The organism is Paraburkholderia agricolaris (assembly GCF_009455635.1).
Classification (GTDB): Bacteria; Pseudomonadota; Gammaproteobacteria; order Burkholderiales; family Burkholderiaceae; genus Paraburkholderia; species Paraburkholderia agricolaris.
The window spans coordinates 2,805,749-2,830,799 of sequence record NZ_QPER01000002.1; the positions used below are offsets into that span (position 1 = coordinate 2,805,749).

Sequence of the window (25,051 nt, forward strand, 5' to 3'; positions counted from 1 at the left end):
CGATATTTTTGATTCGAATATCATGTTTTAAATGATGGGTACCGATACTTCCATCGGCCGTCGTCAACTCGTGGAGAGACCTCATGTTCCAGTTCGCCAAACGCTTCGCCAGTGTCTTTGCAACAGGATTGCTGCTCGCCGGTGCGCCGGCCTTGTCGGTGGCCGCCCCCACTTACGAGATTGGCGCAACGGCCACCGGTGTGCCGTTCACCTTTCTCGACGTGAAGAGCAATTCGATCCAGGGCCTTCTGGTCGATGCGATTACCGCAACCGGCAAAGCTGCCGGCTTCGACGTGAAGATCCAGCAAACCACTTTCTCCTCGCTGATTCCGTCGCTGACCACGAAGAAGATCGACATCATCTCGGCGGCCATGCTGAAGACGCCGGCGCGCCAGCAGGTCGTCGATTTCTCCGACACCGTGTACTCCTACGGCGAAGGCCTGATCGTGCGCGCCGACGACAAAGGCCAGTACACGTCGATGGACGACCTCAAAGGCGAAGTCGTGGGCGCGCAAGTCGGCACCGCGTTCGTCGACGCGTTGAACAAGAAAGGCATCTACAAGGAAGTGCGGACCTACGACTCAGTCGCCGACATCATGCGCGATGTCGCACTCGGGCGCATCAAGGCGGGCTTCGGCGATCAACCGATTCTGGCCTACCAGCTTCAGCACAATCCGAATCCGCAATTGCGTCTCGTCGCCGGATACCAGCCGTCGGTGAAAGGCCAGTTGTGTTTCGTCGTGCGCAAGGGCGACACGGCGATGCTGGAGCAACTGAACACCGGCATCAAAAAGATCAAGGCCGACGGCACGCTGACGCAGATCATCAAGAAATGGCAGGTGGAATGACGTGACGTCATTGTCAGAATAAGGACGCTTCGCCATGTTCCTCCAGAACGCCATCGAGTTTCTGCCCATCCTGCTGAAAGGCGCGGTCGTCACGATCGAGATCACGTTCTGCTCGTTCGTTCTGAGCACCGTGCTCGGCCTGGCGCTCGCGCTGATGCGCGTGTCGCAGAACCGCGTCGTATCGAACGCCGCCGCGACTTTCATCAACGTGATTCGCGGGCTGCCGATTATCGTTCAGCTCTTCTACATTTACTTTGTGCTGCCCGATCTCGGCGTGCAGTTGTCGGCGTTCCAGGCGGGCTTCATCGGTCTCGGCGTCGCCTATTCGGTGTATCAGGCGGAGAACTTTCGCGCGGGCATCCAGGCGATCGACCACGGGCAGATCGAAGCGGCGCAGTCCATCGGCATGCGCGGCGCGATGATCATGCGGCGCGTGGTGTTGCCGCAGGCGTTCCGGATCGCGTTGCCGCCGTATGGCAATACCCTCGTGATGATGCTCAAGGACTCGTCGCTCGCCTCGACGATCACCGTCGCCGAAATGACGCGCGCCGGACAACTGATCGCCTCGTCGACATTTCAGAACATGACGGTATTCACGCTGGTCGCGCTGCTCTACCTCGCGCTCAGCCTGCCGCTCGTCTATGGCTTGCGGCGAATCGAACGCCGCCTCGGATTGAAGGGAAAACGATGATCAAGGTCGACTCCATTCACAAGCGCTTTCACGATCAGCACGTGCTGAAGGGTGTCAGCCTGAGCGTCGAACGCGCTCAGGTGGTGTGCCTGATCGGTCCATCGGGCTCGGGCAAATCGACACTGCTTCGGTGCATCAACGGACTGGAGCGGCACGACGCCGGCACGATCACCGTCGAAGGCAACCCCGTCGATGCGAAGTCAAAGCAGATCCATAACCTGCGCGCGCAGATCGGCATGGTGTTCCAGCGCTTCAATCTGTTTCCGCATCGCACCGCGCTGGAAAACGTGTTCGAGGGTCCCGTGTTCGTCAAGAAGGAAATGCGTGCCGAGGCCCGTGAGCGGGCCCGGCATCTGCTCGACAAGGTCGGTCTCTCGCACCGGATGGACGCTTACCCGGCCGAAATGTCGGGCGGCCAGCAACAGCGCGTGGCGATTGCACGCGCGCTGGCCATGGAACCGAAAGCGATCCTGTTCGACGAGCCGACCTCGGCACTGGACCCGGAACTGGTCGGTGAAGTGCTCGGCGTGATGCGCCAGCTTGCCGACGACGGCATGACCATGATCGTCGTCACGCATGAAATGGGATTTGCACGCGAAGTGGCGGACCGGGTCTGCTTTCTTCACGACGGCATGATCCATGAGGAAGGGTCTGCCGCCGATCTGTTCGAACGTCCGCGCAATCCGCGCACACGCGAGTTTCTCGGCAAGATGCCTGCGCTTACCGAAGCATCCCGGATTTGAGTACCACTATGAGCCTGGTTGAAGTTGCAAAACCGCTGCCCCCCTCGCTCTGGGCGGCAACGGCGGAACCCGCTGTCGACGCGCCGCCGCTCGACGGCTCGGTCACGGTGGACGTGGCGATCGTCGGCGCCGGTTATACGGGTTTATCGACGGCCTTGCATCTGGCGGAACAGGGCCTGCGCGTCTGCGTGATCGACGCCAATGAGCCCGGCTGGGGTGCCTCTGGCCGCAACGGCGGCCAGGTGATACCGGGTCTGAAATACGATCCCGACGAACTCATCCGGCGCTACGGCCCAGGCGACGGTGCCGCGCTCATACAGATGGCGGGCGGCGCCGCGGATACGGTTTTCGATCTGATCGAGCGCCACGGCATTCAATGCAACGCGACGCGCGCCGGCTGGATTCAACCTACTCATTCGAGCAAGCTGCTCGGCATGCTGCACGCTCGGGCGCAACAGTGGGCGTCGCGCGGTGCGCCGGTCGAACTGCTCGACCGTGCGCAGGTATCGAGGCGGCTCGGCACGGGCGCATTCGTAGGCGGCTGGGTCGATCGGCGCGCGGGCAGCGTGCAGCCGTTGAGCTACGCGCGCGGCCTCGCGCGCGCGGCGCAAACGGCAGGCGCGGCGGTCCACGGCGGAACCCGTGCCGCGAGCGTCGAGCGCGGCACGGCAGGCTGGCGAATTCGCACGGCGCATGGCCCGCTGATCGATTCCAGACAGATCCTGCTGGCAAGCAACGGTTATACCGACGGCCTGTGGCCACGTCTCGCCCAATCGGTGATCGCGGCGAATAGCTTTATCGTCGCGACAAAACCGCTGCCCGACGATGTCGGCGCCACGATTCTGCCCGGTGGCGAAGTGGCTTCCGATTCACGGCGCCTGCTGCTCTATTTCCGCAAAGATGCGCATGGGCGTCTGCTGATGGGCGGTCGTGGACCGTTTCGCGAGCCGCGCAGCGCAGCCGACTGGGCCCATCTCGAGCGGGCCACCCAGTTGATGTTTCCACAGCTGAAGGGCATCGGCTACGAATACCGCTGGGCCGGCCGCATCGCCATTACACGCAATTTCCTGCCGCACGTGCATCTGCCGGCGGAGGGCATGACGATCGCGCTCGGTTACAACGGACGCGGCATTGCGATGGCGACGACCTTGGGCAAGCATCTGGCTGCCTTGATCGGCGGGACGACACGCGGTTTACCGCTGCCGCCCACGTCGATCGAGCCCGTTCCGTTTCACGCGCTGCAGCGGTTTTATATCAGTGCGGGCGTGGCGTGGTACGGACTGCTCGATGCGCTGTCTTGAGATTGGCGAGCCATTCGGCGCTGACAATCAGGGATGCGCGAAGTAGCCCGGCTGGCCGATGTCGGTGAGAAGGTCCGGACCGGTCGGCGTCCAGTCCAACACTTCGCGAGTCCGTGCGCTCGAGGTCGGCAAATCCATGCCGATGAACCTGCCGAACCATCCGAAATGGGCCAGCGCCTCGTCCTTTGACCTGGCGACGACCGGTACCCCGAGCCGCTGACCGATCAATTCGGCAATCGCCTTGAACGGCACTCCCTCTTCAGCGATTGCATGATAGGGACCGCCGATGGCGCCACGCTCGAGCGCGAGCCGGAAAACGCGGGCGGCATCCAGCCGATACACGGCGGACCAGCGGTTGAGACCGTCGCCCACGTACGCCGACACGCCCTTCTCGCGCGCGATGCTGATGAGCCGAGGGACAAACCCATGATCGCCTTCACCGTGAACGGACGGCGCCAGCCGCACGGCGCTCGCCCGCACGCCGCGCGTGGCAAGCGCTTCTGCCGCCGCCTCCGACGCACGAGGAAAACTGTCGGACGGTACGGGGGGACGATCCGTCTCGGTCGCCGCGTCGGCGTCATGCCTCAGCAACGCCGTGCCGGACGTGACGAGCAACGGACGCTCGCTGCCTTCGAGCACGCCGCCTAGTACTTCGATCGCCTGCCGGTCTTCCTCCGCGCTCTGCGCAAAGCGGGAGAAATCGTGATTGAACGCAGTGTGGATGACCCCATCAGCCGCCGCCGCGCCCCGGCGCAAGCTGTCGAAGTCGGTCAGCGACCCATGGTGCGCCTCGGCGCCGGCCGCGGCGAGCGCCGCCGCGCCCTCTGCCGAGCGGGTCAGGCCGAGGACCTGATGGCCGTTCGCGAGCAGCTCGCGAACAATAGCGGAGCCGACGAAACCGGTCGCTCCCGTGACAAAGACTCGCATGTGAAACACTCCCAAATCAGGTTGATTGGGAGCAATCTACGAGGCAAAATCATCCTGTTAAAGTGGTGAGATTATCCGGGTATACGTCTTAACAGGTTAAGCATGGCTCAAGTGAACGACGAAGAAAGCGGCAACCGGCTCGGCAGCTATCTGAAGAACCGGCGCACCAAGCTCGATCCCGCCTCCTTCGGTATTTCCGGCGGCCGGCGGCGCACGGCCGGACTGCGTCGCGAAGAGGTGGCGCAGCGCGCCAATATCAGCGCGGCCTGGTACACCTGGCTGGAGCAGGGGCGCGGCGGCAATCCGTCGGCGGACGTGCTGGACCGCATCGCGAAAGCGCTGATGCTGACCGAGGTCGAGCGCGAACATGTATTCCTGCTCGGCCTCGGCCATCCGCCTGAAGTCCGCTATCGCGGCAGCGACGCGATCACGCCCCGGCTGCAACGCCTGCTCGAAGCGCTGCCCTACAGCCCGGCGATCCTAAGGACTGCGACGTGGGACGTGGTTGCATGGAATCGCGCAGCCGCGGCCGTGCTCACCGACTACGCCACCCTGCCCCCTGAACGGCGCAACATTTTGCGCATGATCTTCTGCGACCCTCGCGTGCGCGCCGCGCAATTCGATTGGACCAGCGTGGCCCGCATGGTGGTGGGCGCCTTCCGGGTCGATGCCGCGCGCGCGGGCGCCGACGCCGAGGTGGCGCCGCTCGTCGACGAACTGTGCCGGGCAAGCCCTGAGTTCGCCGCCATGTGGCAGGACAATGAAGTGCAGAGTCACGGCGACGGCATCAAACGTGTGCGCCACCCCGTGCTGGGGCCGATCTCGCTGGAATACTCGTCGTTCGCGGTCGACGGGCGGCCGGATCTTCGGATGGTGGTCTACAACCCGGCAACCCCGGTCGATCAGGAACTGATCCGCTCACTGATCGAGAGAACGCCGGCCATTGCCGGGAAGTGAGCCGGTGCATTCTTTATCGCTCGAACACGGCCCACAGCAGGCATGCGGCAGGCATGCAGCAAACCGCTCGGACTACGGTGTTTGCCCGGCTTCGATCGAGGCAGCCGCCGGCATGCGCGCCAGTTCGATGAAGGCCTTGAGGTAGTCAATTTCCGTATCGGTTTCGCGGGCGCCCAGGAAAATCTGCTTGGCGATGCCCTTTCGCCCCAGCCGTACCGGGACCAGGTTCATCTTGTTGGCATACTCTTCCACCAGCCAGCGCGGCAGTGCCGCGACGCCTCTGCCGCTGGCCACCATCTGCAACATGATGTCGGTGGTTTCGATCGCCTTGTGACGCCGGGGCGTTACGCCCGCGGGCATCAGAAACTGATTGTAGATATCGAGCCTGTCTGTCTCGACCGGATAAGTGACCAGCACCTCCCGGGTCAATTGTTCCGGCTTCACATACTCGACGCCCGCCAGCGGATGCTCGCGATTCACCACCAGCACCTGCTCGTAATCGAACACCGGTTCGAAGCGCAAGCCCGGCTTGTAGAGCGGATCCGGCGTGACGAGCAGATCGATTTCGTAGCCGAACAGCGCGCCAATGCCGCCAAACTGGAATTTCTGCTTGACGTCGACATCCACGTCCGGCCAGCGCGCGAGATACGGCGACACCACCTTGAGCAACCACTGATAGCAGGGATGGCATTCCATGCCGATGCGCAGTGCCCCACGCTCGCCCTGTGCGTACTGTTTAAGACGCTCCTCGGCCAGATCCAGTTGGGGCAGCAGGCGGTTAGCAACCGCCAGTAGATACTGGCCCGCCTGGGTCAAGCGCAAGCTGCGGCCCTCGCGCAACCAGATATCCGTACCCAGTTGCTGCTCCAGCTTCTTCATGGAGTGGCTGAGGGCGGATTGCGTCACACACAGGATTTCTGCTGCGGCGGTAAGCGAGCCGTGCTTATCCACCGCCTGAACAATCGCCAGGTGAACTCTCTCAAGCATGGTATATGAACAAAACTAATGGTTCGTTGAATTAACACCATTTTACTTCATAAGACGCCTTCGCTAGCATGCCTCGATCCGCAACCTGACCGAATCAAGGCGACACCATGGCAACCACACATAATCTGGGCTTCCCCCGCATCGGCGCGAAGCGCGAACTGAAATTCGCGCTCGAGTCCTACTGGAAGGGTGAGTCCTCGCTCGGCGAACTGAAAGCGCTGGGCGCCCAGTTGCGCCAGCGTCACTGGGCACACCAGGCCGACCTCGGCCTCGCCGCCGTGGGCGATTTCGCCTTCTACGACCAGGTGCTGGACATGAGCTTCACGCTGGGCAACCTGCCCGAACGCGTGCGTGGCTTCCATGGCGATGCGCTCGACAACACCTTCCGCGTCGCCCGCGGCCGTTCGGCCAAAGGCGCCGAAGAGCACGGCGCGTGCTGCGGCGGCGTTGCTGCCGGCGAGATGACCAAGTGGTTCGACACCAACTATCACTTCATCGTCCCCGAATTCAGCGCCGGCACCGAGTTCAAGCTCGACCCGTCGCGCCTGCTCGAACAACTGGCTGAGGCCAACGCACAAGGCGTCAAGGCCAAACCGGTGATCGTCGGCCCCGTGACCTACCTGGCACTGGGCAAGGCCAAGGACGACTCCGACAAGCTGGCCCTGCTGCCGCGCCTGCTGCCGGTCTACGCCGAACTGCTGGCCACGCTGGCGGCGCAAGGCGTCGAATGGGTGCAGATCGACGAACCGGTCCTCGTTACCGAACTGTCCGCCGAATGGCAACAGGCGTACGTCACCGCATACGACGCGCTGGCGAACAGCAAGGTCAAGCTGCTGCTGGCGACGTACTTCGGCCAGTTGCTCGACAACCTGCCGCTGGCTTGCAAGCTGCCGGTGCAAGGCCTGCATCTGGATGCAATCAATGCGCGCGCTGAAGTCGCTGCCGTGATTGCACAATTGCCGCAGGACCGCGTGCTGTCGCTCGGCGTAATCAACGGCCGCAACATCTGGAAGACCGACCTCAACGGCGTGCTCGACTGGCTCGAGCCGGTCGCGAAGCAACTGGGCGAGCGCCTCTGGATTGCACCGTCGTGCTCGCTGCTGCATGTGCCGGTGGACCTGGAAAGCGAACAGAAGCTGGATGCGGAAATCCGCTCGTGGCTCGCCTTCGCGCTGCAAAAGCTGGGCGAACTGAAGGTGCTGGCGAGCGCGTTGAACAATGGCCGCGACGCCGTCCAGGCAGAGTTGGCCGCTAACGGCGCCGCCATTGCCGCGCGTCGCGCGTCACCGCGTGTGAACAACCCGGCGGTCAAGGCTGCCCTCGCGAAGATCAGCCCGGCCCTCGGTCAGCGCAAGAACACCTACCCGGCGCGCGCCGACAAGCAGGCTGCCCTGTTGAAGCTGCCGGCCTACCCGACCACGACCATCGGCTCGTTCCCGCAGACCGGCGCGATCCGTCATGCACGTAGCGAGTTCAAGCGCGGCGCGTTGGACGAAGCCGGCTACAGGACAGCGATGCAGGCCGAGATCGAACGCAGCGTGCGCGAGCAGGAAACGCTGGGGCTGGACGTGCTGGTGCACGGTGAAGCCGAGCGTAACGACATGGTGGAATACTTCGGCGAACAGCTCGACGGCTATGCGTTCAGCCAGTTCGGCTGGGTGCAGTCGTACGGTTCGCGCTGCGTGAAGCCGCCTGTTCTGTTCGGCGACATCAGCCGCCCGAAGGCGATGACGGTGGAATGGATCAAGTACGCGCAGTCGCTCACCAGCAAGCCGATGAAGGGCATGCTGACGGGACCGGTCACGATCCTGAACTGGTCGTTCGTGCGCGACGACCAGCCGCGTTCGGTGTCGTGCTACCAGTTGGCGCTGGCGATCCGTGAAGAAGTGCTCGACCTCGAAAAGGCCGGCGTACGCGTGATCCAGATCGACGAAGCAGCCTTGCGCGAAGGTCTGCCGCTGCGCAAATCGCAATGGCAGGAATACCTGGACTGGGCAGTGACGTCGTTCCGTATCACCGCCAATGGGGTGGATGACGAAACGCAGATCCACACGCATATGTGCTATTCGGAGTTCAACGACATCATCTCGTCGATCGCCGACATGGATGCCGACGTGATCACCATCGAGACTTCGCGCTCGGATATGGAACTGCTGGACGCGTTCGACAACTTCAACTACCCGAACGAAATCGGACCGGGCGTGTACGACATTCACTCGCCGAACATCCCGACCGAAGAACACATCGTTCAACTGATGAAGAAGGCCGCTGAACGCATTCCGGCACAGCGCCTTTGGGTGAACCCGGACTGCGGTTTGAAGACGCGCCAGTGGGAAGAGGTCATTCCGGCGCTGACCAACATGGTGGCGGCGGCGAGGAAGCTGCGCGCTTGCGTCTAACGCGCATGCGCGGTCCGCTCCGTGCAAGCCGCGCTTACCGCGTGAAACAACTGGCCGGCGCCGCAACCGGCAAGCCGGTTGTATGAAAGATGGCCACCTTCCGGTGGCCATCTTTCATTTGCCGTCGCGCTTACGCAGCAGATACGTGTCCATGATCCAGCCGTGGGTGCGGCGAGCCTCCGCTCTGACGCGCTCGATCTCGTCCATCACGTCGCGCAGCTTTCCCGAAATAAGAATCTCGTCGGGGGTGCCCACGTACGCTCCCCAGTAGATGTCCAGGTCTTCATGCGCGAGATGCCGGTAGGCATTCTGTGAGTCCAGCATCACGACGACACTATCGACATTCGCGGGGAAGCCTTCGGCGAGCACGCGGCCGTTGGTGATCGCGATCGATCGGCCAATCAGGTTCAGCGGGACCTTGTGCCGTGCGGCCAGCGCCTGGACACTGCTGATCCCGGGAATCACGTCATAGTTGAACGCGTGCCGGCCGTCTTGCGCAATGGCCTCGATGATGCGGATCGTACTGTCGTAGAGCGATGGGTCGCCCCACACCAGGAAAGCGCCGACTTCGCCGTCGTGCAGTTCGTCCGTAATCAGGCCTTCGAACAGGCGTTGCTTGTCGCGGTTCAGCTCATCGACTGTCGACCGGTAATCGGTGTCGTCGCGTCTGCGTTCAGGACTGGTGGCCTCGACAATCCGATAATCGTCGCCGTCGATAAATCGCTCGATGATCTGCTTGCGCAGCGCGACGAGTTTCTCCTTCGCGACGCCTTTATCCATCACGAAAAACACGTCGACCCGATTGAGCGCGTTGATCGCCTGAACGGTCATGTAATCAGGATCCCCGGCTCCAATTCCGATGATCAGGATCTTTTTCATCACTTCAACTCCTGGCTAAAGCGGCGGGCGTCTCGATCGAGCACACCCGCGGCTGATGTCAATTGATGCTGGACGCGCCCGCAGGCGCTCACGGATTGCCGGATATCAGTTCAATGCTGTCGAGCTGGGCCGCGCAGATGTCCCGAACGATCCTCACGAAATCGTCGAAGTACGGCCGCCCCGCGATTCCTTTGGGTGCGACCGCATAGAGTTCGCTCCACAGTCCACCGGCGCCAACACGCTTCGCGAGCACGTAGTCGTGGTCGACGTAATTCTTCACGCCCCAGTTCGGCAGCGCCGCAATGCCACGGCGGCTCGCCACGAGCTGCATGATCGCGATGGTCAGTTCGGCGGTTCGCCGTTCGAGCTTGATCCCCGCCGGTTCCAGAATTTCGCGAATCAGGTCGATACGCGATTCCGGCACAGGATAGGTGATCAGCGTCTCGCCTTGCAGGTCGTCGGGACCGACGCGCCGCTTGTTGCGCAACCGGTGCTCATTGGCCATCACGACCTGTATCTCGAACCGGAACAACGGTGCGACGTGCAGATTGCGCCGCGTGGCGGGCTTCGAGCCGATCACCACGTCTGCCTTGCCCTCGTTCAGCAGTTTCATCGGGTCGGCATGGAACCCGGCGACCAGGTCGACTTCGACTTCCGGCCATCGCCGGCGAAATTCATCCATGACCGGCATCAGCCAGTCAAAGCAGGTGTGGCATTCCAGCACGATTCGAAGCTCGCCGCGCACGTCGCCCTTCAGGCGAACCAGATCGCGCTCGGCGGTGGCCACCGCGGCCACCGTGTCCCGCGCCAGCGCAAGCAGCCGCTCGCCGGCGGCCGTAAAACGCAGTCCGTGCCGGGTGCGTTCGAACAAGGACACCTCGTAGTGAGCCTCCATATCGCGGATCTGATGCGACAGCGCGGACTGGCTGAGATTGACCCGCTCGGCAGCGCTCACCAGCTTGTCCGATTCGGAGATCGCAATGAGCGAACGGAGATGACGCAGTTCAAGCATGGCACCGCCCGCGCCGGCCATGGCAGTACAGAAAAGGAGAGAAAAACTTGATATGAATGTGGTTCATATGATGATGAAAACATGTCGCTTGATGAATCATAGCGTGACTTGCACACTACGCGGCATTCACTCAAGGATTCCGCATGGCCCGCACTCACATATCTGGTTTTCCGCGCATCGGCGCACATCGCGAACTCAAGTTCGCCCAGGAATCTTTCTGGCGCGGAGAATCCGACGACACCTATCTGCGTGAGGTCGGAAAAGAGTTGCGCGCCCGTCACTGGGAATTGCAGCGCGCCGCCGGGCTGGATTTCGTCGCGGCCGGCGATTTCGCGTGGTACGACCCGATGCTGAACCTGACCGCCCTGCTCGGCGCGTTGCCGGAGCGCTTCGGCTTCGAGCCGAAGACCCTGTCGCTCGCCCAGTATCACGAACTGGCGCGGGGCAACAAGGCGCAGCCGGCTATGGAAATGACCAAGTGGTTCGATACCAACTACCACTACCTGGTGCCGGAACTCGGTCCCGACACGACATTCGACGGCGGCGTCGACTGGCTCTTCGAGGAAATCGACGAGGCACTCGCGCTGGATCTCGCGGTCAAGCCGGTGTTGATCGGACCCATCACCTATCTGTGGCTATCCAAAAGCCGCGTGGCGGGTTTTGACCGCCTGTCGTTGCTGCCCAGGCTGGTCATCCGTTACCTGCGCATTCTCGACACACTGAAAGCGCGAGGTATCGAGTGGGTTCAACTCGACGAACCCGCGCTCTGCCTCGATCTCGAAGCGGACTGGCTCGAAGCGTTTTCCGCCGTGTACAACGTGCTGGGCGACTCGGGCATCAAGGTGCTGCTGGCGACCTATTTCGACACCGCCGCCGAGCACGCGCCAACCGTCGCAAAGCTGCCTGTGCACGGTGTGCATATCGATCTGGTCAAGGCGCCGCAGCAACTGGAGGCCTGGTGCTCGGCGCTGCCGGCGGACAAGGTCCTGTCGGTCGGTGTCATCGACGGACGCAACATCTGGCGCGCCGATCTGGTTGCCATTGCCGCTTCGCTCAAGAGCCTTTACGCGCAACGCGGCGAACGGCTGTGGATCGCGCCGTCCTGCTCGCTGGCCCACGTGCCGGTCACGCTCGCGTCCGAAAAGAAACTCGATGCCGAACTCAAATCGTGGCTTGCCTTCGCGACCGAAAAACTCGATGAACTGAGCACGATTGCGCTGGCGCTGCATCATCTGGGCGCCGGGCTGCCGGGCGCCGGGCTGCCGGGCGCCGGGCTGCCGGCAGCAGCCGGGTCGGCGCTCGCGGCAGCAAGCAGCGCACTCGAGTCGCGCCGCCACTCCGGAGCGGTATTCAATGTGCTGGTTCAGCGGCGTGTCGCCGCTATCACCGATACCATGGCTAGCCGCAAGAGTCCGTTCGCCGACCGCAGCCGTGTGCAGCGTCACTCGCTCAAGCTGCCGCTCCTGCCCACCACGACAATCGGTTCGTTTCCGCAAACGCCGGCGATCCGGCAAGCTCGCGCCGCCCATCGTCGCGGCGAAATGCGCGCGCTTGAGTACCTCGAACGTATGCGAGCCGAAACGGCGACCGTCGTCCGGCGACAGGAAGAACTCGGGCTCGACGTGCTGGTGCACGGCGAAGTCGAACGCAACGACATGGTCGAATTCTTTGCGGACAAGCTCTGGGGGTATGCGCTCACCGAAAACGGATGGATCCAGAACTACGGCTCGCAATGCGTCAAGCCGCCGATCATTTACGGCGACATCTACCGGCCCGAGCCGATGATCGTGGACGCAGCCTGTCATGCGCAGTCGTTGACCGACCGCCTGGTGAAAGGCGTACTGACCGGACCGGTCACCATGCTCGAATGGTCGTTTGTTCGTGACGACCAGCCGCGCTCAACCACGGCGCTCCAACTGGCGCTCGTCATTCGCGACGAAGTCGTGGACCTCGAAAAGGCCGGCATCCGCATCATTCAGATCGATGAGCCCGCCTTCCGCGAGGGCTTGCCGCTGCATAAGGCGGATTGGTCCGACTACTTCGACTGGGCGACCCGGGCCTTCAGGATTTCAGCGGGCGGCGTCTCCGACGCCACGCAGATCCACACCCATATGTGCTACTCGGAGTTCAACGACATTCTGCCGTCGATCGCCGCGCTGGATGCGGACGTGATTACGATCGAGACATCCCGCTCTTCGATGGAGTTGCTCGACGGCTTCGGCGAGTTCGCCTATCCGAACGGAATCGGACCCGGCGTATACGACACCCATTCGTCGCGCGTGCCGAGCGTCGAAGCCATGCAGCGGCTGCTCGAACGCGCATGCGAGGTCATCCCCGCCGAGCGTCTGTGGGTCAACCCCGACTGCGGCCTGAAAACCCGGGGCTGGCCGGAGACGGAAGCCGCCTTGTCCAACATGGTGCTGGCCGCCAGGGCACTGCGGCAAAGGCTCGCAACCCAGTAAGCCAGACGTAATAACAACAGGAAGCGTACCGCCAACGCCGTAGTGATTGACGGCCACCACGACGCATCGGTACGCTTCGCGCTGATGGTTCCCGTTACCGGGATCAAAAGGGAACGCAGTACGAGCAGCCATGCTCCGAATCTGCGGCTGCCCCCGCAACTGTAAGCGGCGAGTCCGTGCCATTCATGACCACTGGAGCAGAGCACCGGGAAGGTCGGCACGTGACATTGACCCGTGAGCCAGGAGACCTGCCATCGAACCGAGGTCTGCGCAGCCGCACCGGGCGGGGTGTCCCGATGTGCAAGCACCGCTCTTGAGCGGTCGCCCGCTGCAAAGACAGCCCAAGCCTCAGGATCTGTCATGTCCACTGCTGTTCAACCCGGTTCCCTACAAGGGGAACCTCGCGCTGGCGCGTCATCGCCATTGATAGCGCTTTCGCCGCCTTCAGGATTGCCGCCTGGCCTGGCTCGTTCGTCCCCTATCGCATGAAGCGCTACGACGAACTGGAAGCCTGTTGCGCCAGACGTTAAACCTTTGAACGCGGCTAAACGGCCTGCTGGCCCCCTAGCCCCGTAGCCCTCTACCCACAGAAATCTGCAAGAACGAACACATCTCATCATGAAGTTCCGCCAACTCATCATCACCTCCGCCCTGACCGTCTCGGCATGGCAGGTTGCACAGGCCGCGGACGGCACGTCGTTGCAGCAGCCGGAGCAGACTCCGGCAGAAACCACGCTGCCGAATATTCTCGTCAGCGGCGACACGCAACATCTGCCGCAATCGTTCGACCGACGCTTCGCCACCACTCAGGTCCTGACGCGCGCCGATCTCGACCGTCTGTCGCCAGCCGATCCGAGTATCACGCAGGCCCTCGCCACGCTGCCTGGCGTCACCATTTCGCAAAGCGGCGGACCAGGTTCTTCCGCCGCGGTCAGCATCCGGGGCTCGTCGGCCAGTCAGGTCGCGGTGTTTATCGACGGCATCCGGGTCGGTTCCTCGACCACCGGGCAAGCTGCGTGGGCCGATCTGCCAACCTCCGCGTTCGACCGCGTCGAGGTGATCTCGGGACCGGCGGCCGCCTCGTTCGGCGCGGACGCGATGGGCGGCGTCATACAGTTATTCACCAACCATGCATCCAATCAGCCGAATCGGACCACGGTCTCGGTAGGCGGCGGTTCGAACAAGACCTTCGACACACAGCTCCGCACGTCGGGCAGTATCCCGTCCACGGGTCCGCTCTCCGCACTCTCGGGGCTGACCTACTCGCTCGGCCTGCACGACTACAACACTGCCGGGATCGATGCGACCCAGCCGTACGCCTATGGTCACGAGGACGGCCGCAATCCGTACCACGCGCAGGACGTGGACGCGCGACTCGGCTACGCACACGACAACTGGTCGCTCTCCGCGTTCGCTCTGTATCACAAGTCCGATCTGTCGTACGACAATGCAGGCGGCGCCGACCGGCAACTCGATCATCAACTGACGACGGGCCTCGCATTTCATCTGGACGTTACGCCGACCACCCAGTTCGACCAGTCGGTGGGCTACGCGACGGACCGCCAGTTCGTCTACGCGAACAACCCGACCATCCCGTCCGATGAGTTCGACTCGACGCGCTTAAGCACCACGACCTCGCTGACGCATCAGGAGCGCGGACTGACGCTGTTCGGTCTGCCGCTGTCCGGAGAGTCAAAAGTTGCGTACGACTTCAGCCGCGAGCTGGCGTTCCTGCCGGTGGATGCGCCTCAAGGTTTGCCGGCCCGCAACGATTCGTCTTTCTCGCTCCATCAGTCGGCCACGCTCGGCGCGCTGACGGTGTTCCTCGCGGGTCGCCACGACGTTGTCCAGGGGGTGTCGGTCAATACCGGCAATGTCGCCGTGGCCTATGCGATCACGCCGGTTTATACGGCGCGGCTTTCGTATGGCAATGCTTTCCGCCTGCCGACGTTTAACGATCTGTACTATCCGGGCTATTCGAATCCGAACCTGTTGCCCGAACGCAGCGACACGGTGGAGGCAGCGCTGGACGCGTCGACCTCGATCGGCACCTTCACGGCCGCCGTTTATGACACCCGGGTCCATGATCTGATCTCGTTCAACCCCGCGCTCAATATGCCCGTGAACATCGGGCGGGCGCACATCCAGGGCATCGATCTGTCCTACAAGGGCACCATCGGCAAATCGACACCGGTTAGTGTCGCGGTCGGCGTGATGAATCCGCAGGACGTCACCGATCAGACGTGGCTCCCCCGCCGTCCGCGCCAGACGATTAGTCTGAGCGTAGATCACATGTGGGACGAATTCCACCTGCACGCGCTCAGCACCGGTGTCTCGCTGCTTTATGGCGGCTCGACCTTCGACGACCAGTACAACACGACCTATCTGCCGTCGTACACGCGAGTCGATCTGCGCGCCGCCTACAAGATCAATTCGCACCTCACCGTCTCCGCCAACCTGTCGAACCTGTTTAACCGGCAGTACGTCACCGCATACGGTTACAACTCGCTCGGCCGCACGGCATTCGGCAAGGTGGCGTATACGTTCTAGGCGGAAACAGGCTCACGCTTTCTGTCGTCGGGCGACAATTCTCCCGACGACGTAGCCTGCGTATTGCCGCACAGGACCTTATCGAATCAAACCGCGAGTCGAGCGAGTCAGAAACTCGTAAAACGGTTTGACTTCGGCGTGAGCGGAGGCGATCTCCGCGATCTCCGGCTTCGCTTCATCAAGCGTCTTGCCACTCCGGTACAGCAGCTTGTAGGCATTTCGAATGGCCTGTATTGCCTCTTTGCTGAACCCCCGGCGCTGCAGCCCCGTGGTGTTCACACCAACCGGCGAAGCGTGATTGCCCTGGGCAATCACGAACGGCGGTACGTCCTGGGCGATGCCCGAACAGCCCCCCACCATGACGTGCGCGCCGATAATGCAGAATTGATGAACCGCAACCATCCCGCCAATAATTACGTAGTCGTCCAGAATTACGTGACCGCCTAGCGTTGCATTGTTTGCCAGAATGCAATGGTTGCTCACGATGCAATCGTGGGCAACATGAGCGTTGACCATCAGAAGATTGTCGTTTCCAACCCGGGTAATGCCGCCACCCTGGACTGTGCCGCGATGGATCGTGACGCTCTCCCGGATTCTGTTCCGATCACCTATTTCCACCAGCGTCGGCTCGCCGGCGTACTTCAGGTCCTGGTTGTCCTCTCCAATCGTGGCGAACGGGTAGATGATGTTGTCCCGGCCAATGCGGGTATGGCCGCTTACGACAACGTGCGACTTCAGTACGGAGCCTTCACCAATCTCGACATCGCCGCCAACGCAGCAGTAGGGGCCAATGCGAACGCCGGCACCAATCACAGCGCCCTCTTCAATCACCGCGGTCGGATGGATGACAGCCGTTTTATCGATCACAAACATAACCTCTCAGGAATGCCACTCTCGTGGTCTTGCAGTTCAGATTTAATGCCGGAGCAGCGAGCCCCAATTCATTTCAGCGATCGATTATATGGGTCTTTATTGGCGCTTGCCGATCGGCCATCGGAACCTCTTATCGCGCCATGCGAATATGAATGTGAACGACTTTGCCAGCGTCGCAATCCACCTCGCGGGTTCCGTATTCGGCCAGCCCTCAGAGCCCCTTCCTTACAGATTGCTGTCTGAAAGCTCGTCGAGCGAACTGACTACGTGATCTCGTGCATCCCGCGCGTCACGTGCAGCAATCGGCCATGCTAGGCTACGCGTAGATTTCTTGCCGCATGGTATAAATTCCGCCGTCAGGACAAGAAACATCGAAGTTCGGGTGGTCCGCATAATCCCATCCGCTCCCCTCGCTTAAGCTAAACGCAGGCGATATAAGGTGGATCGATGATCGACGTGAACCAGCGTATTGTCGGGCGGCGGCGCCTGTACGTCGTGCTTTGCGGCTGCGCCGCGGTGACCGGCTGCATGGTCGGTCCCAACTACCGCACGCCTGCCGCCCCTGCTACGGACACGTACACCGCCACGCCGCTGCCCGAGCAGACGGCCTCTTCTCCGGGGGCTGCCGGCTTACCCCAGCGCTTTGTGCCGGGCGAGGACATTCCCGCGGCCTGGTGGGCGCTCTTTCATTGCGAGCCGCTCGACACCCTGATCCGCCAGGCCATCGTCAACAGCCCGAACATCGCCGCGGCGCAAGCCGCCTTGCGGCAGGCGCGCGAAAATTTCAAGGCGCAAGCCGGCGGCACCCTCCTGCCCAGCGTCGACGCGCAACTCGGCGCCACGCGCGAAAAACTGAACGGCATCTCGTTCGGCGAGCCTGGCGTCGTCGATGAGTTCAATCTCTACAACGCATCGGTGAATGTGTCGTACAAGCTCGACGTGTTCGGCGGCGCGCGGCGCGAACTCGAAGCGTTGCACGCGCAAATCGATTACCAGGATTTCCAGTTGCAGGCCGCCTATCTCGCGATGTCCGCCAACATTGTGACCGCGGCCGTCAAGGAAGCATCGCTGCGCGCACAGATCGACGCAACCGGGCGGATCGCCACGGAAGAAGACGAGCAACTCGGCGTACTCGGCAAACAGTTCGAACTGGGTGGCGTGGGCCGCACGGCCGTACTCGCGCAACAAACCCTGCTGGCGCAAACCCGCGCCACGCTGCCGCCGCTGCAACAGCAACTCGACCAGGTCCGTCATCAGCTCGCCGTGCTGGCCGGCAAACTACCCAGCGACGCCGGATTGCCCGAATTCAGGCTCGAGATGTTCTCGTTGCCCGACTCGCTGCCCGTGAGCCTGCCGTCGGCACTGGTGCGGCAGCGGCCCGACATTCTCGCCGCCGACGCGTTGCTGCATCAGGCCAGCGCGCAAGTCGGCGTAGCGACCGCGGCGATGTATCCGCAGATCACGCTGTCCGCGAGCTACGGCGCCGAAGCCCTGACGCCGGCGCAGGTGTTCAAGGCCGGCAGCACGATCTGGAGCCTGGGTGCCGGCCTGCTGCAACCGGTCTTCCACGGCGGCCAACTGAGTGCGCAGAAGCGCGCGGCCGAGGCGGCGTACGAACAGGCCGACGCGCAATATCGCGAAACCGTGCTGCTGGCGTTCCAGAACGTCGCGGATTCGCTGCGCGCGCTCGATCACGACGCGACCGGCCTGAAAGCGCAGACGGACGCCTGGCAGTCCGCCAGCGATTCGCTGGACCTCACGCGCGGGCAGTACCGCGTCGGCGGCGTGAGCTATCTGTCGCTGCTCGACGCCCAACGCCAGTATCAGCAAACGGTGGTCAGTCTCGCGCAGGCCCAGGCATCCCGCTACGCCGACACGGCCGCTCTCTTCCAGGCGCTCGGTGGCGGCTGGTGGAACGAGCCCGTGCCGGCCACCGCCGCAACAACGCATTGACGTAATCCGGCAGAACGTTCGCTGCACCGCTTCTGGCAACACCCGCAGTCAGAAACGAAGGCACGAAGATACGAACCGTCCGGCGCTTCGCCCCATGCCGTGCAAGGACACAACGATGACCGAAAGAAAACCGATGACAAAGCGGATGGTGATCATGCTGATCTGTGTCGGCCTGCTGCTGGCCGCGCTCGTCGGCTTCAACCAGTTCCGCTCGTACATGATCGGCAAGTTCATGGCGAGCAACGCGGCGCCGCCCTCCACCGTCTCGGCGATCGTCGCCGGCTATCAGTCCTGGCAACCGCAGCTTGCCGCGGTCGGCAGTTTGCGCGCCGTGCGCGGCGTCGACGTCACCACCGAAGTCGCGGGCCTCGTGCGCGAGGTGGCGTTCAGCTCGGGCCAGGAAGCGAAAACCGGGCAAGTTCTGGTCCGGCTCAATGCCGACAGCGACGTCGCGCTGCTCCAGTCATTGCAGGCCGCGGCCGAACTTGCCCAGACGGTCTACACGCGCGACAAGGCGCAATACGACATCAAGGCCATCGCCCGGGCGCAGCTCGACGCGGACGCCGCCGACCTCAAGGGCAAGAAGGCGCAGGTCGCGCAACAGGCCGCGCTGGTTGACAAGAAGACGATCCGCGCGCCGTTTGCGGGACGCCTCGGCATCACCACTATCAATCCGGGGCAGTACCTCAATCCGGGCGACGCGATCGTCACGCTGCAAGCGATCGATCCGATCTATGCCGATTTCTATCTGCCGCAGCAACAGCTCGGCCAGCTCGCGATCGGCCAGACCATCGTGGTCGATACCAATGCGTATAGCGGGCAGACCTTCACGGGCAAGATCCAGTCGATGAACCCGCGGGTCGACAGCGCCACGCGCAACATCCAGATCGAAGCCACCGTGGACAATCGCGATCGCAAGCTGCTGCCGGGCATGTACGCGAACGTGAAGATCGACGCGGGCACCGCGCAGCGCTACCTGACGCTGCCGCAAACGGCCATCACCTACAACCCCTACGGCGCGACCGTGTTCATCGTCAAGCAGGGTGCGCAACCCAACGCGCAGGGCAAGGCGCTACCCGTCGCGCAGCAGGTGTTCGTCACACCGGGGCCGACGCGCGGCGATCAGGTTGCGATTCTTAAAGGTGTCGAGGCCGGCATGCAGGTCGTGACGAGCGGGCAGCTCAAGCTCAAGAACGGCTCGCCGCTCATCGTCAACAACAGCGTGCAGCCGGCGGACAATCCGAATCCGGCGCCTCAGGAACAATAGAGAGACCGCGCGATGACATTCACCGATCTCTTTATCCGGCGGCCCGTGCTTGCATCGGTCGTCAGCCTGCTGATCCTCGTGCTCGGACTGCGCTCGCTCGCCGCCCTGAAAGTCAGCCAGTATCCGCAGACCGAGAACGCCGTCGTGACGATCAGCACCGCTTACTATGGCGCGAATGCCGACACCATCGCCGGGTTCATCACGCAGCCGCTCGAAGCCGCGATCGCCCAGGCGCAGGGCATCGACTATCTATCCTCGACCAGCACTACCGGCGTGTCGACCATTACCGCGACGCTGCGCCTGAACTACGACGCGAACCGCGCGCTGACCGAGATCAACACGCAGATCCAGTCGGTGCGCAACCAGTTGCCGCCGCAGGCGCAACAGCCGGTGCTGACGGTGCAGGTCGGGCAGACCACAGACGCGATGTACATGGGTTTTTACAGCGACGTGCTGCCGAGCAATAACGTCACGGATTACCTGCTGCGTGTCGTCAAGCCCAAGCTCGATTCGGTTGAAGGCGTGCAAACCGCCGAAATTCTCGGCGGGCGGCAGTTCGCGTTGCGCGCCTGGCTCGATTCGACGCGGCTCGCCGCCCATGGCGTGACGGCGAGCGACGTCTTTACGGCGCTCGGCAACAATAACTACCTCGCGACACTCGGCACGACGAAAGGGCAGATGGTTAGCGTCGACCTGAACGCGGGCACCGACCTGCACACCGTCGACGACTTCAAGCAGCTCGTCATCAAACAGAAGAACGGCGCGATCGTGCGCCTTGAAGACGTCGCGAACGTCGTGCTCGGTGCCGACAGTTACGACTTCAACGTCGCGTTCAGCGGCAAACGTTCAGTGTTCATCGGCATCAAGGTCGCGCCGGACGCCAACATTCTCGATGTGGCCAAGCGCGTGAAAGCCATCTTTCCCGGCTTGCAGAAGCAGTTCCCGACCGGCATGACGGGGGATATCGTTTATGACGCGACCGACTTCGTCAACACGGCGATTTACGAGGTCATCAAGACACTGGTCGAGGCATTGCTGATCGTCACCGTGGTGATTTTCCTGTTCCTCGGCAGCTTGCGCGCGGTCATCATCCCGCTGATCGCGATGCCCTTGTCGCTGATCGGCACGTTCTTCGTGATGCAACTGCTCGGCTATTCGATCAATCTGCTGACCCTGCTCGCGCTCGTGCTCGCCATCGGGCTCGTCGTGGACGACGCGATCATCGTCGTCGAAAACGTCGATCGTCACATGATGGAGGAAGGCAAGACGCCGCTCGAAGCGGCGCTGATCGCCGCGCGCGAACTCGGCGGCCCGATTCTCGCGATGACCGTCGTGCTGATCGCCGTGTATGTGCCGATCGGTTTTCAGGGCGGCCTGACCGGCGCCCTCTTCACCGAATTCGCCTTCTCGCTCGCCGGCGCGGTGACGGTGTCCGGCGTGATCGCGCTGACGTTGTCGCCAATGATGTGCTCGCGCTTCTTCCGCGCGGAGCAGGAGTCGGGGCGCTTCGCGCGCTTCGTCAATCGCCAGTTCGAACGCGTTCATCGCGGCTACGGCCGCTTGTTGCACGCGACGCTCGACACCTGGTCCGTGTTTATCGTGATGGGCGCGTTGCTGCTCGCCGGCACGGTCTATTTGTTCATGACGTCGAAATCGGAGCTCGCGCCTCAGGAAGATCAGGGGATCGTCCTGTCGCAGATCCAGGGGCCGCCGAACGCGACCATTCAGCAGATGCAGACGTACGCCGATCAGGTATTCAACATCTCCAAAGCGTTGCCCGAATACTCGCAGATGTTCCAGCTTACCGGTGCGCCAACCCTGAACCAGGGGATCGGCGGGGTGCTGTTCAAGACATGGGACCAGCGCAGCAAGGGCGCAACCGCTTTACAGCAGGAATTGCAGCAGAAATGGAATCAGATTGCCGGGGCGCGCGTCGCGGCGTTCCAGTTTCCGCCGTTGCCGGGCTCACAGGGCTTGCCGGTGCAGTTCGTCATCAGCACGACGGAGCCTTTCGAGAACCTGGATGAAGTGTCGCAAGCCGTCCTGCAAAAAGCCCGTGCGAGCGGGATGTTCTTCTTTGTCGACAGCGATCTCAAGCTCGACAAGCCGGAGGCAACGCTCGTTGTCGACCGCGACAAGGTTGCCTCGCTCGGGCTCTCGCAGAGCGACGTTGGGCAAGCGCTCGGTTCGGCGCTCGGGGGCGGCTACGTGAACTACTTCTCGATTGCCGGGCGCTCGTACAAGGTGATTCCGCAGGTCCTGCAGACCGACCGCCTGAATCCATCACAGGTGCTCGATTACTACCTGCGCACGCCGGACGGCAGTGTCATTCCGGCTTCGACGATTGCGCATATCGAACACAACGTCGTACCGGAATCGATCAACCACTTCCAGCAGCTCAACTCCGCGACAATCTCAGGCGTGACCGTGCCGGGCGTGTCGCAAGGCGAAGTGCTCGCGTTTCTGCGCAAGGCGACGGCGGAAGCCGCTCCGTCGGGATATTCGGCGGATTACTCCGGGCTATCGCGGCAATTTGTGCAGGAGTCCGGCGGTTTCGTCATCACGCTGCTGTTCGCGACGATCATCGTGTTCCTCGCGCTCGCGGCACAATTCGAAAGTTTCCGTGACCCGATCGTGATCCTGGTGTCGGTACCGATGGCGCTGTTCGGCGCGCTCATCTTCATCAACGTCGGTCTGACGACGCTGAACATCTACACGCAGGTCGGCCTCGTCACGCTGATGGGGCTCGTCAGCAAGCACGGCATCCTGATCGTGCAGTTCGCCAACGAACTGCAACACGCCGGCAAATCGAAGCGCGAGGCCCTCGAAGAAGCGGCGGGTGTGCGGCTGCGCCCGATTCTGATGACGACGGCGGCGATGGTGCTGGGCGTCGTGCCGCTGGTGATCGCCTCGGGTGCGGGCGCGGCGGGCCGCAACGCGATGGGGCTGGTGATCTTCACGGGCTTGTCGATCGGCACCCTCTTCACGTTGTTCGTGGTGCCCGCGATGTATATGTTTCTCGCCGCCGATCATCATCGGGAAGCGGGTGTGCCGGAGGCGAGCTGAACCACGCGATGCAAGCCCATCCTCTACGCCTCTCTCCCGGCGACGACCTGCGTGCCGCCCTCGAAGACGTCCTGCGCCAGCTCGGCGTGCAGGCGGCCTTCGTGATTCAGGGCATCGGGAGCCTCAGCGTTGCCCAGTTGCGCTTTGCCGGGAACGACGAATCGACCGAACTGCGCGACGACCTGGAAATCCTGACGCTGGCCGGGTCTCTATCAACGGATGGAGCACACCTGCATATGTCGGTTTCCGATCCGCGCGGTCGCGTGTCCGGTGGTCATGTGGCGCGCGGCTGCACGGTCCGTACAACCGCCGAGATATTGCTGGCGCTGCTTCCCGACCATCGCTTCTCCCGGGAGCACGACCCGGCTTCAGGGTTCCTGGAACTGGCGATACGAAACGGACCGCAGCCGTGATCGATCGGTGAAACAGATACCTAGACCAACACCCGGTCCCGATTGGAGACTAGCGCCTCGACTCGCATTTTCAACAGATTCCCGGCGTCGCTCAGGCGTTTCGACGTCGCCTCGAATACCTGCCTTTGTTCCACCAGTCTCGCTTTCTGCACCTCGATACGTGCCAATACCAGCTCGGGAGCCGGGCCTCCATAAGATCGCCGCGCGGCGACGTTGCGCACAGGGTCCATGCACGCCCGCACCTCGTCTTCATCGAGAGAAACTTTCCGCCCAAGCTGCTGACTCGCTGCCGCGTTTACCATGGCGGACGTGATACTGCTGGCGCAGAGCCGCTGATCCAGCACGTCCCGTACGATACTGCCAACGATATGGTGAGCATCTCTAAACGACGTGCCGGCCCGGCGAACCAGAAGGTCGGCCAGATCTGTCACCGTTGAGAAGTCTTCGGCCGCTCTCGACACCATGCGATCCCGATTCGGCTCGACATCCAGAACGAGCAACTTCATCAATTCGAGTGCCTTCAGTGCCTCTTCGCACCCCTCCCAGCAGGTTCTCGTGCTCTCGCGGCTGCTGTCGCCCGCGTGGCTGAAGTGCGTCGACTTGACCGTTGTGAAGGCGGCCGACGTCAAGCCGATCAAGTGGCCCGTCTTTCCTCGCAGATACTCGAGTACCACCGGATTTTTCTTCTGCGGCATGATGCTCGACGTGCTCGCCACGCTATCGGGAAACGACAGATAGCCAAACTCGGGGGTCGACCAGATGTAAAAGTCCTGAACCATCCGGCTGCAAGTGATCATCAGAATAGAGAGCGTAGCGCTCAGTTCCAGTGCGAAGTCTCGCGACGCAACGCCATCGAGTGAGTTCGCCAGCGGGTAGCTGAATCCGAGCATCTGGCTCGTAGAAAAACGGTCGATGGGGAACGAGGTACCCGCCAATGCGCACGCACCCAACGGAGAGCCGTCCGTCGTATCGAGCACGTGCACAAGCCGTTCGATGTCGCGCGACCATGCATCCACCAGTGCCGACAGATAGTATCCGTACGTGATCGGCTGAGCGGCCTGCATATGGGTATAACCAGGCATAACGTACCCGGCGAATGCCTGGGCGCGCTCCAACGCGGCGTCGGCGACGTCGGCCAATGCCGTGCCAAGCCGCAGGCAGAAATTTCGAGCCCGGATCCGGTCTATCGTCGCGCCCATGTCGTTGCGGCTGCGAGCGGTGTGCAATCGGCCACCCAGATCGTGCCCGACCAGCTTCATGAGATGAGCTTCATAGTTAAAGTACGCCTCCTCCCTAGCGGGATCCAGTTCGACTGCGTTCGGACCATCCTGTTGCATCTTCAACACTGCTTGCGCGAGCCGTTCCGAGGCATCCTTATCGAGAATGCCCTGTTCTTCGAGCATCACCAGATGTGCGAGGTTGATCTGATTCAACAGCTCGAAATTCGCAAAGAATTCGCGATTCAGACGCGGCAGGAAAATGTACTGAATAATTTCTTTCGCGGGCGGCTGTTTTAACCGGCGGCTAACTTTTGATTCCACTTTTCGAACTCCATTAGTACAGAAATGATTCCCGCCGACGAGCGCCCGCAGTCGAGTAACCGCATCGACGGGAAGGTAAAGAGGTGGTCGGACCTTGATTGAGGTCGGTGTGCTATTTCAGGGCAGGCGGTCGCGGTGCATGATGGTTATCCTCCATTTATTAGCCAGGGGATTCGCCACTT

General features: G+C 62.4%; 18 protein-coding genes and 1 riboswitch. Of the genes, 12 read left to right on the plus strand and 6 right to left on the minus strand.

The features are described 5' to 3' along the window. Positions 1–83: 83 nt before the first annotated feature. From GH665_RS33835 to GH665_RS33850, 4 genes are read left to right on the plus strand one after another with little or no spacing between them, the layout of a single operon-like run. Positions 84–848: a substrate-binding periplasmic protein gene (locus GH665_RS33835; RefSeq protein WP_120347238.1), complete on the plus strand. Its 765-nt coding sequence runs from the start codon at positions 84–86 to the stop codon at positions 846–848. A 34-nt stretch (positions 849–882) separates the two neighbouring features. Continuing rightward, entirely contained in the window at positions 883–1,539 is a 657-nt protein-coding gene (locus GH665_RS33840; RefSeq protein WP_153141442.1) for an amino acid ABC transporter permease, read from the plus strand. Next, positions 1,536–2,282: an amino acid ABC transporter ATP-binding protein gene (locus GH665_RS33845; RefSeq protein ID WP_153141443.1), complete on the plus strand. Its 747-nt coding sequence runs from the start codon at positions 1,536–1,538 to the stop codon at positions 2,280–2,282. The genes GH665_RS33840 and GH665_RS33845 overlap by 4 nt, the downstream gene beginning before the upstream one ends. Positions 2,283–2,290: 8 nt before the next feature. Beyond that, a complete protein-coding gene (locus GH665_RS33850; RefSeq protein WP_153141444.1) occupies positions 2,291–3,583 on the plus strand; it encodes an NAD(P)/FAD-dependent oxidoreductase in 1,293 nt (430 codons plus the stop codon). A 27-nt stretch (positions 3,584–3,610) separates the two neighbouring features. Here GH665_RS33850 and GH665_RS33855 read toward each other — a convergent pair whose 3' ends face one another. Continuing rightward, positions 3,611–4,510: an SDR family oxidoreductase gene (locus GH665_RS33855; RefSeq protein ID WP_153141445.1), complete on the minus strand. Its 900-nt coding sequence runs from the start codon at positions 4,508–4,510 to the stop codon at positions 3,611–3,613. A gap of 111 nt (positions 4,511–4,621) precedes the next feature. Between GH665_RS33855 and GH665_RS33860 the strand changes: the two genes are divergently transcribed. Continuing rightward, the gene (locus tag GH665_RS33860; RefSeq protein ID WP_425496062.1) at positions 4,622–5,467 is read left to right on the plus strand and encodes a helix-turn-helix transcriptional regulator; all 846 of its coding nucleotides are present in this window, start codon (positions 4,622–4,624) and stop codon (positions 5,465–5,467) included. Positions 5,468–5,539: 72 nt separating this feature from the next. Here the strand turns inward: GH665_RS33860 and GH665_RS33865 are convergent, their stop codons facing one another. After that, positions 5,540–6,454, minus strand: a complete 915-nt coding sequence (locus GH665_RS33865; protein WP_153141447.1) for a LysR family transcriptional regulator — start codon at positions 6,452–6,454, stop codon at positions 5,540–5,542. Positions 6,455–6,561: 107 nt separating this feature from the next. Here GH665_RS33865 and metE (GH665_RS33870) point away from each other — a divergent pair, with 107 nt between their 5' ends. Next, the gene (gene metE, locus GH665_RS33870) at positions 6,562–8,853 is read left to right on the plus strand and encodes a 5-methyltetrahydropteroyltriglutamate--homocysteine S-methyltransferase (RefSeq protein WP_153141448.1); all 2,292 of its coding nucleotides are present in this window, start codon (positions 6,562–6,564) and stop codon (positions 8,851–8,853) included. A 114-nt stretch (positions 8,854–8,967) separates the two neighbouring features. On the opposite strand, the gene cobF is transcribed toward metE (GH665_RS33870), so the two are convergent. Continuing rightward, the gene (cobF, locus tag GH665_RS33875) at positions 8,968–9,732 is read right to left on the minus strand and encodes a precorrin-6A synthase (deacetylating) (RefSeq protein ID WP_153141449.1); all 765 of its coding nucleotides are present in this window, start codon (positions 9,730–9,732) and stop codon (positions 8,968–8,970) included. A gap of 88 nt (positions 9,733–9,820) precedes the next feature. Further along, the gene (locus tag GH665_RS33880) at positions 9,821–10,744 is read right to left on the minus strand and encodes a LysR family transcriptional regulator (protein ID WP_153141450.1); all 924 of its coding nucleotides are present in this window, start codon (positions 10,742–10,744) and stop codon (positions 9,821–9,823) included. A 143-nt stretch (positions 10,745–10,887) separates the two neighbouring features. On the opposite strand from GH665_RS33880, the gene metE (GH665_RS33885) reads away from it, so the two are divergent. Together metE (GH665_RS33885) and GH665_RS33890 are read left to right on the plus strand one after the other, a co-directional pair. Then, positions 10,888–13,206 (plus strand): 5-methyltetrahydropteroyltriglutamate--homocysteine S-methyltransferase, encoded by a 2,319-nt coding sequence (gene metE, locus GH665_RS33885; RefSeq protein WP_153141451.1) that lies wholly within the window; start codon positions 10,888–10,890, stop codon positions 13,204–13,206. A 68-nt stretch (positions 13,207–13,274) separates the two neighbouring features. Continuing rightward, a riboswitch (cobalamin riboswitch) is annotated at positions 13,275–13,476 on the plus strand. Between the two features lie 348 nt (positions 13,477–13,824). Beyond that, positions 13,825–15,756, plus strand: coding sequence for a TonB-dependent receptor domain-containing protein (locus tag GH665_RS33890; protein WP_153141452.1), 1,932 nt, complete (start codon positions 13,825–13,827; stop codon positions 15,754–15,756). Positions 15,757–15,834: 78 nt separating this feature from the next. Here GH665_RS33890 and lpxA read toward each other — a convergent pair whose 3' ends face one another. Continuing rightward, positions 15,835–16,629, minus strand: a complete 795-nt coding sequence (lpxA, locus tag GH665_RS33895) for an acyl-ACP--UDP-N-acetylglucosamine O-acyltransferase (RefSeq protein WP_217361923.1) — start codon at positions 16,627–16,629, stop codon at positions 15,835–15,837. A 447-nt stretch (positions 16,630–17,076) separates the two neighbouring features. Between lpxA and GH665_RS33900 the strand changes: the two genes are divergently transcribed. The 4 genes from GH665_RS33900 (at position 17,077) to GH665_RS33915 (ending at position 23,328) form a co-directional block, all read left to right on the plus strand. Next, positions 17,077–18,582: an efflux transporter outer membrane subunit gene (locus GH665_RS33900; protein WP_153141453.1), complete on the plus strand. Its 1,506-nt coding sequence runs from the start codon at positions 17,077–17,079 to the stop codon at positions 18,580–18,582. Positions 18,583–18,697: 115 nt separating this feature from the next. Further along, complete coding sequence (locus tag GH665_RS33905) at positions 18,698–19,849, plus strand: efflux RND transporter periplasmic adaptor subunit (protein WP_153141454.1); 1,152 nt, start codon at positions 18,698–18,700, stop codon at positions 19,847–19,849. 12 nt (positions 19,850–19,861) lie between these two features. Beyond that, complete coding sequence (locus GH665_RS33910) at positions 19,862–22,915, plus strand: efflux RND transporter permease subunit (protein WP_153141455.1); 3,054 nt, start codon at positions 19,862–19,864, stop codon at positions 22,913–22,915. An 8-nt stretch (positions 22,916–22,923) separates the two neighbouring features. Beyond that, positions 22,924–23,328, plus strand: a complete 405-nt coding sequence (locus GH665_RS33915; protein WP_153141456.1) for a PPC domain-containing DNA-binding protein — start codon at positions 22,924–22,926, stop codon at positions 23,326–23,328. A gap of 20 nt (positions 23,329–23,348) precedes the next feature. Here the strand turns inward: GH665_RS33915 and argH are convergent, their stop codons facing one another. Then, the gene (gene argH, locus GH665_RS33920; RefSeq protein ID WP_153141457.1) at positions 23,349–24,869 is read right to left on the minus strand and encodes an argininosuccinate lyase; all 1,521 of its coding nucleotides are present in this window, start codon (positions 24,867–24,869) and stop codon (positions 23,349–23,351) included. Positions 24,870–25,051: the final 182 nt, after the last annotated feature.

Coding starts and splice junctions, on each gene's coding strand:
- GH665_RS33905 (WP_153141454.1), top strand. CDS start 18,698: ATGACCGAAAGAAAACCGATGACAAAGCGGATGGTGATCATGCTGATC.
- GH665_RS33915 (WP_153141456.1), top strand. CDS start 22,924: ATGCAAGCCCATCCTCTACGCCTCTCTCCCGGCGACGACCTGCGTGCC.
- lpxA (WP_217361923.1), bottom strand. CDS start 16,629: ATGTTTGTGATCGATAAAACGGCTGTCATCCATCCGACCGCGGTGATT.
- cobF (WP_153141449.1), bottom strand. CDS start 9,732: ATGAAAAAGATCCTGATCATCGGAATTGGAGCCGGGGATCCTGATTAC.
- GH665_RS33865 (WP_153141447.1), bottom strand. CDS start 6,454: ATGCTTGAGAGAGTTCACCTGGCGATTGTTCAGGCGGTGGATAAGCAC.
- GH665_RS33840 (WP_153141442.1), top strand. CDS start 883: ATGTTCCTCCAGAACGCCATCGAGTTTCTGCCCATCCTGCTGAAAGGC.
- GH665_RS33900 (WP_153141453.1), top strand. CDS start 17,077: ATGATCGACGTGAACCAGCGTATTGTCGGGCGGCGGCGCCTGTACGTC.
- metE (WP_153141448.1), top strand. CDS start 6,562: ATGGCAACCACACATAATCTGGGCTTCCCCCGCATCGGCGCGAAGCGC.
- GH665_RS33845 (WP_153141443.1), top strand. CDS start 1,536: ATGATCAAGGTCGACTCCATTCACAAGCGCTTTCACGATCAGCACGTG.
- GH665_RS33855 (WP_153141445.1), bottom strand. CDS start 4,510: ATGCGAGTCTTTGTCACGGGAGCGACCGGTTTCGTCGGCTCCGCTATT.
- GH665_RS33890 (WP_153141452.1), top strand. CDS start 13,825: ATGAAGTTCCGCCAACTCATCATCACCTCCGCCCTGACCGTCTCGGCA.
- GH665_RS33850 (WP_153141444.1), top strand. CDS start 2,291: ATGAGCCTGGTTGAAGTTGCAAAACCGCTGCCCCCCTCGCTCTGGGCG.
- metE (WP_153141451.1), top strand. CDS start 10,888: ATGGCCCGCACTCACATATCTGGTTTTCCGCGCATCGGCGCACATCGC.
- GH665_RS33835 (WP_120347238.1), top strand. CDS start 84: ATGTTCCAGTTCGCCAAACGCTTCGCCAGTGTCTTTGCAACAGGATTG.
- GH665_RS33910 (WP_153141455.1), top strand. CDS start 19,862: ATGACATTCACCGATCTCTTTATCCGGCGGCCCGTGCTTGCATCGGTC.
- GH665_RS33880 (WP_153141450.1), bottom strand. CDS start 10,744: ATGCTTGAACTGCGTCATCTCCGTTCGCTCATTGCGATCTCCGAATCG.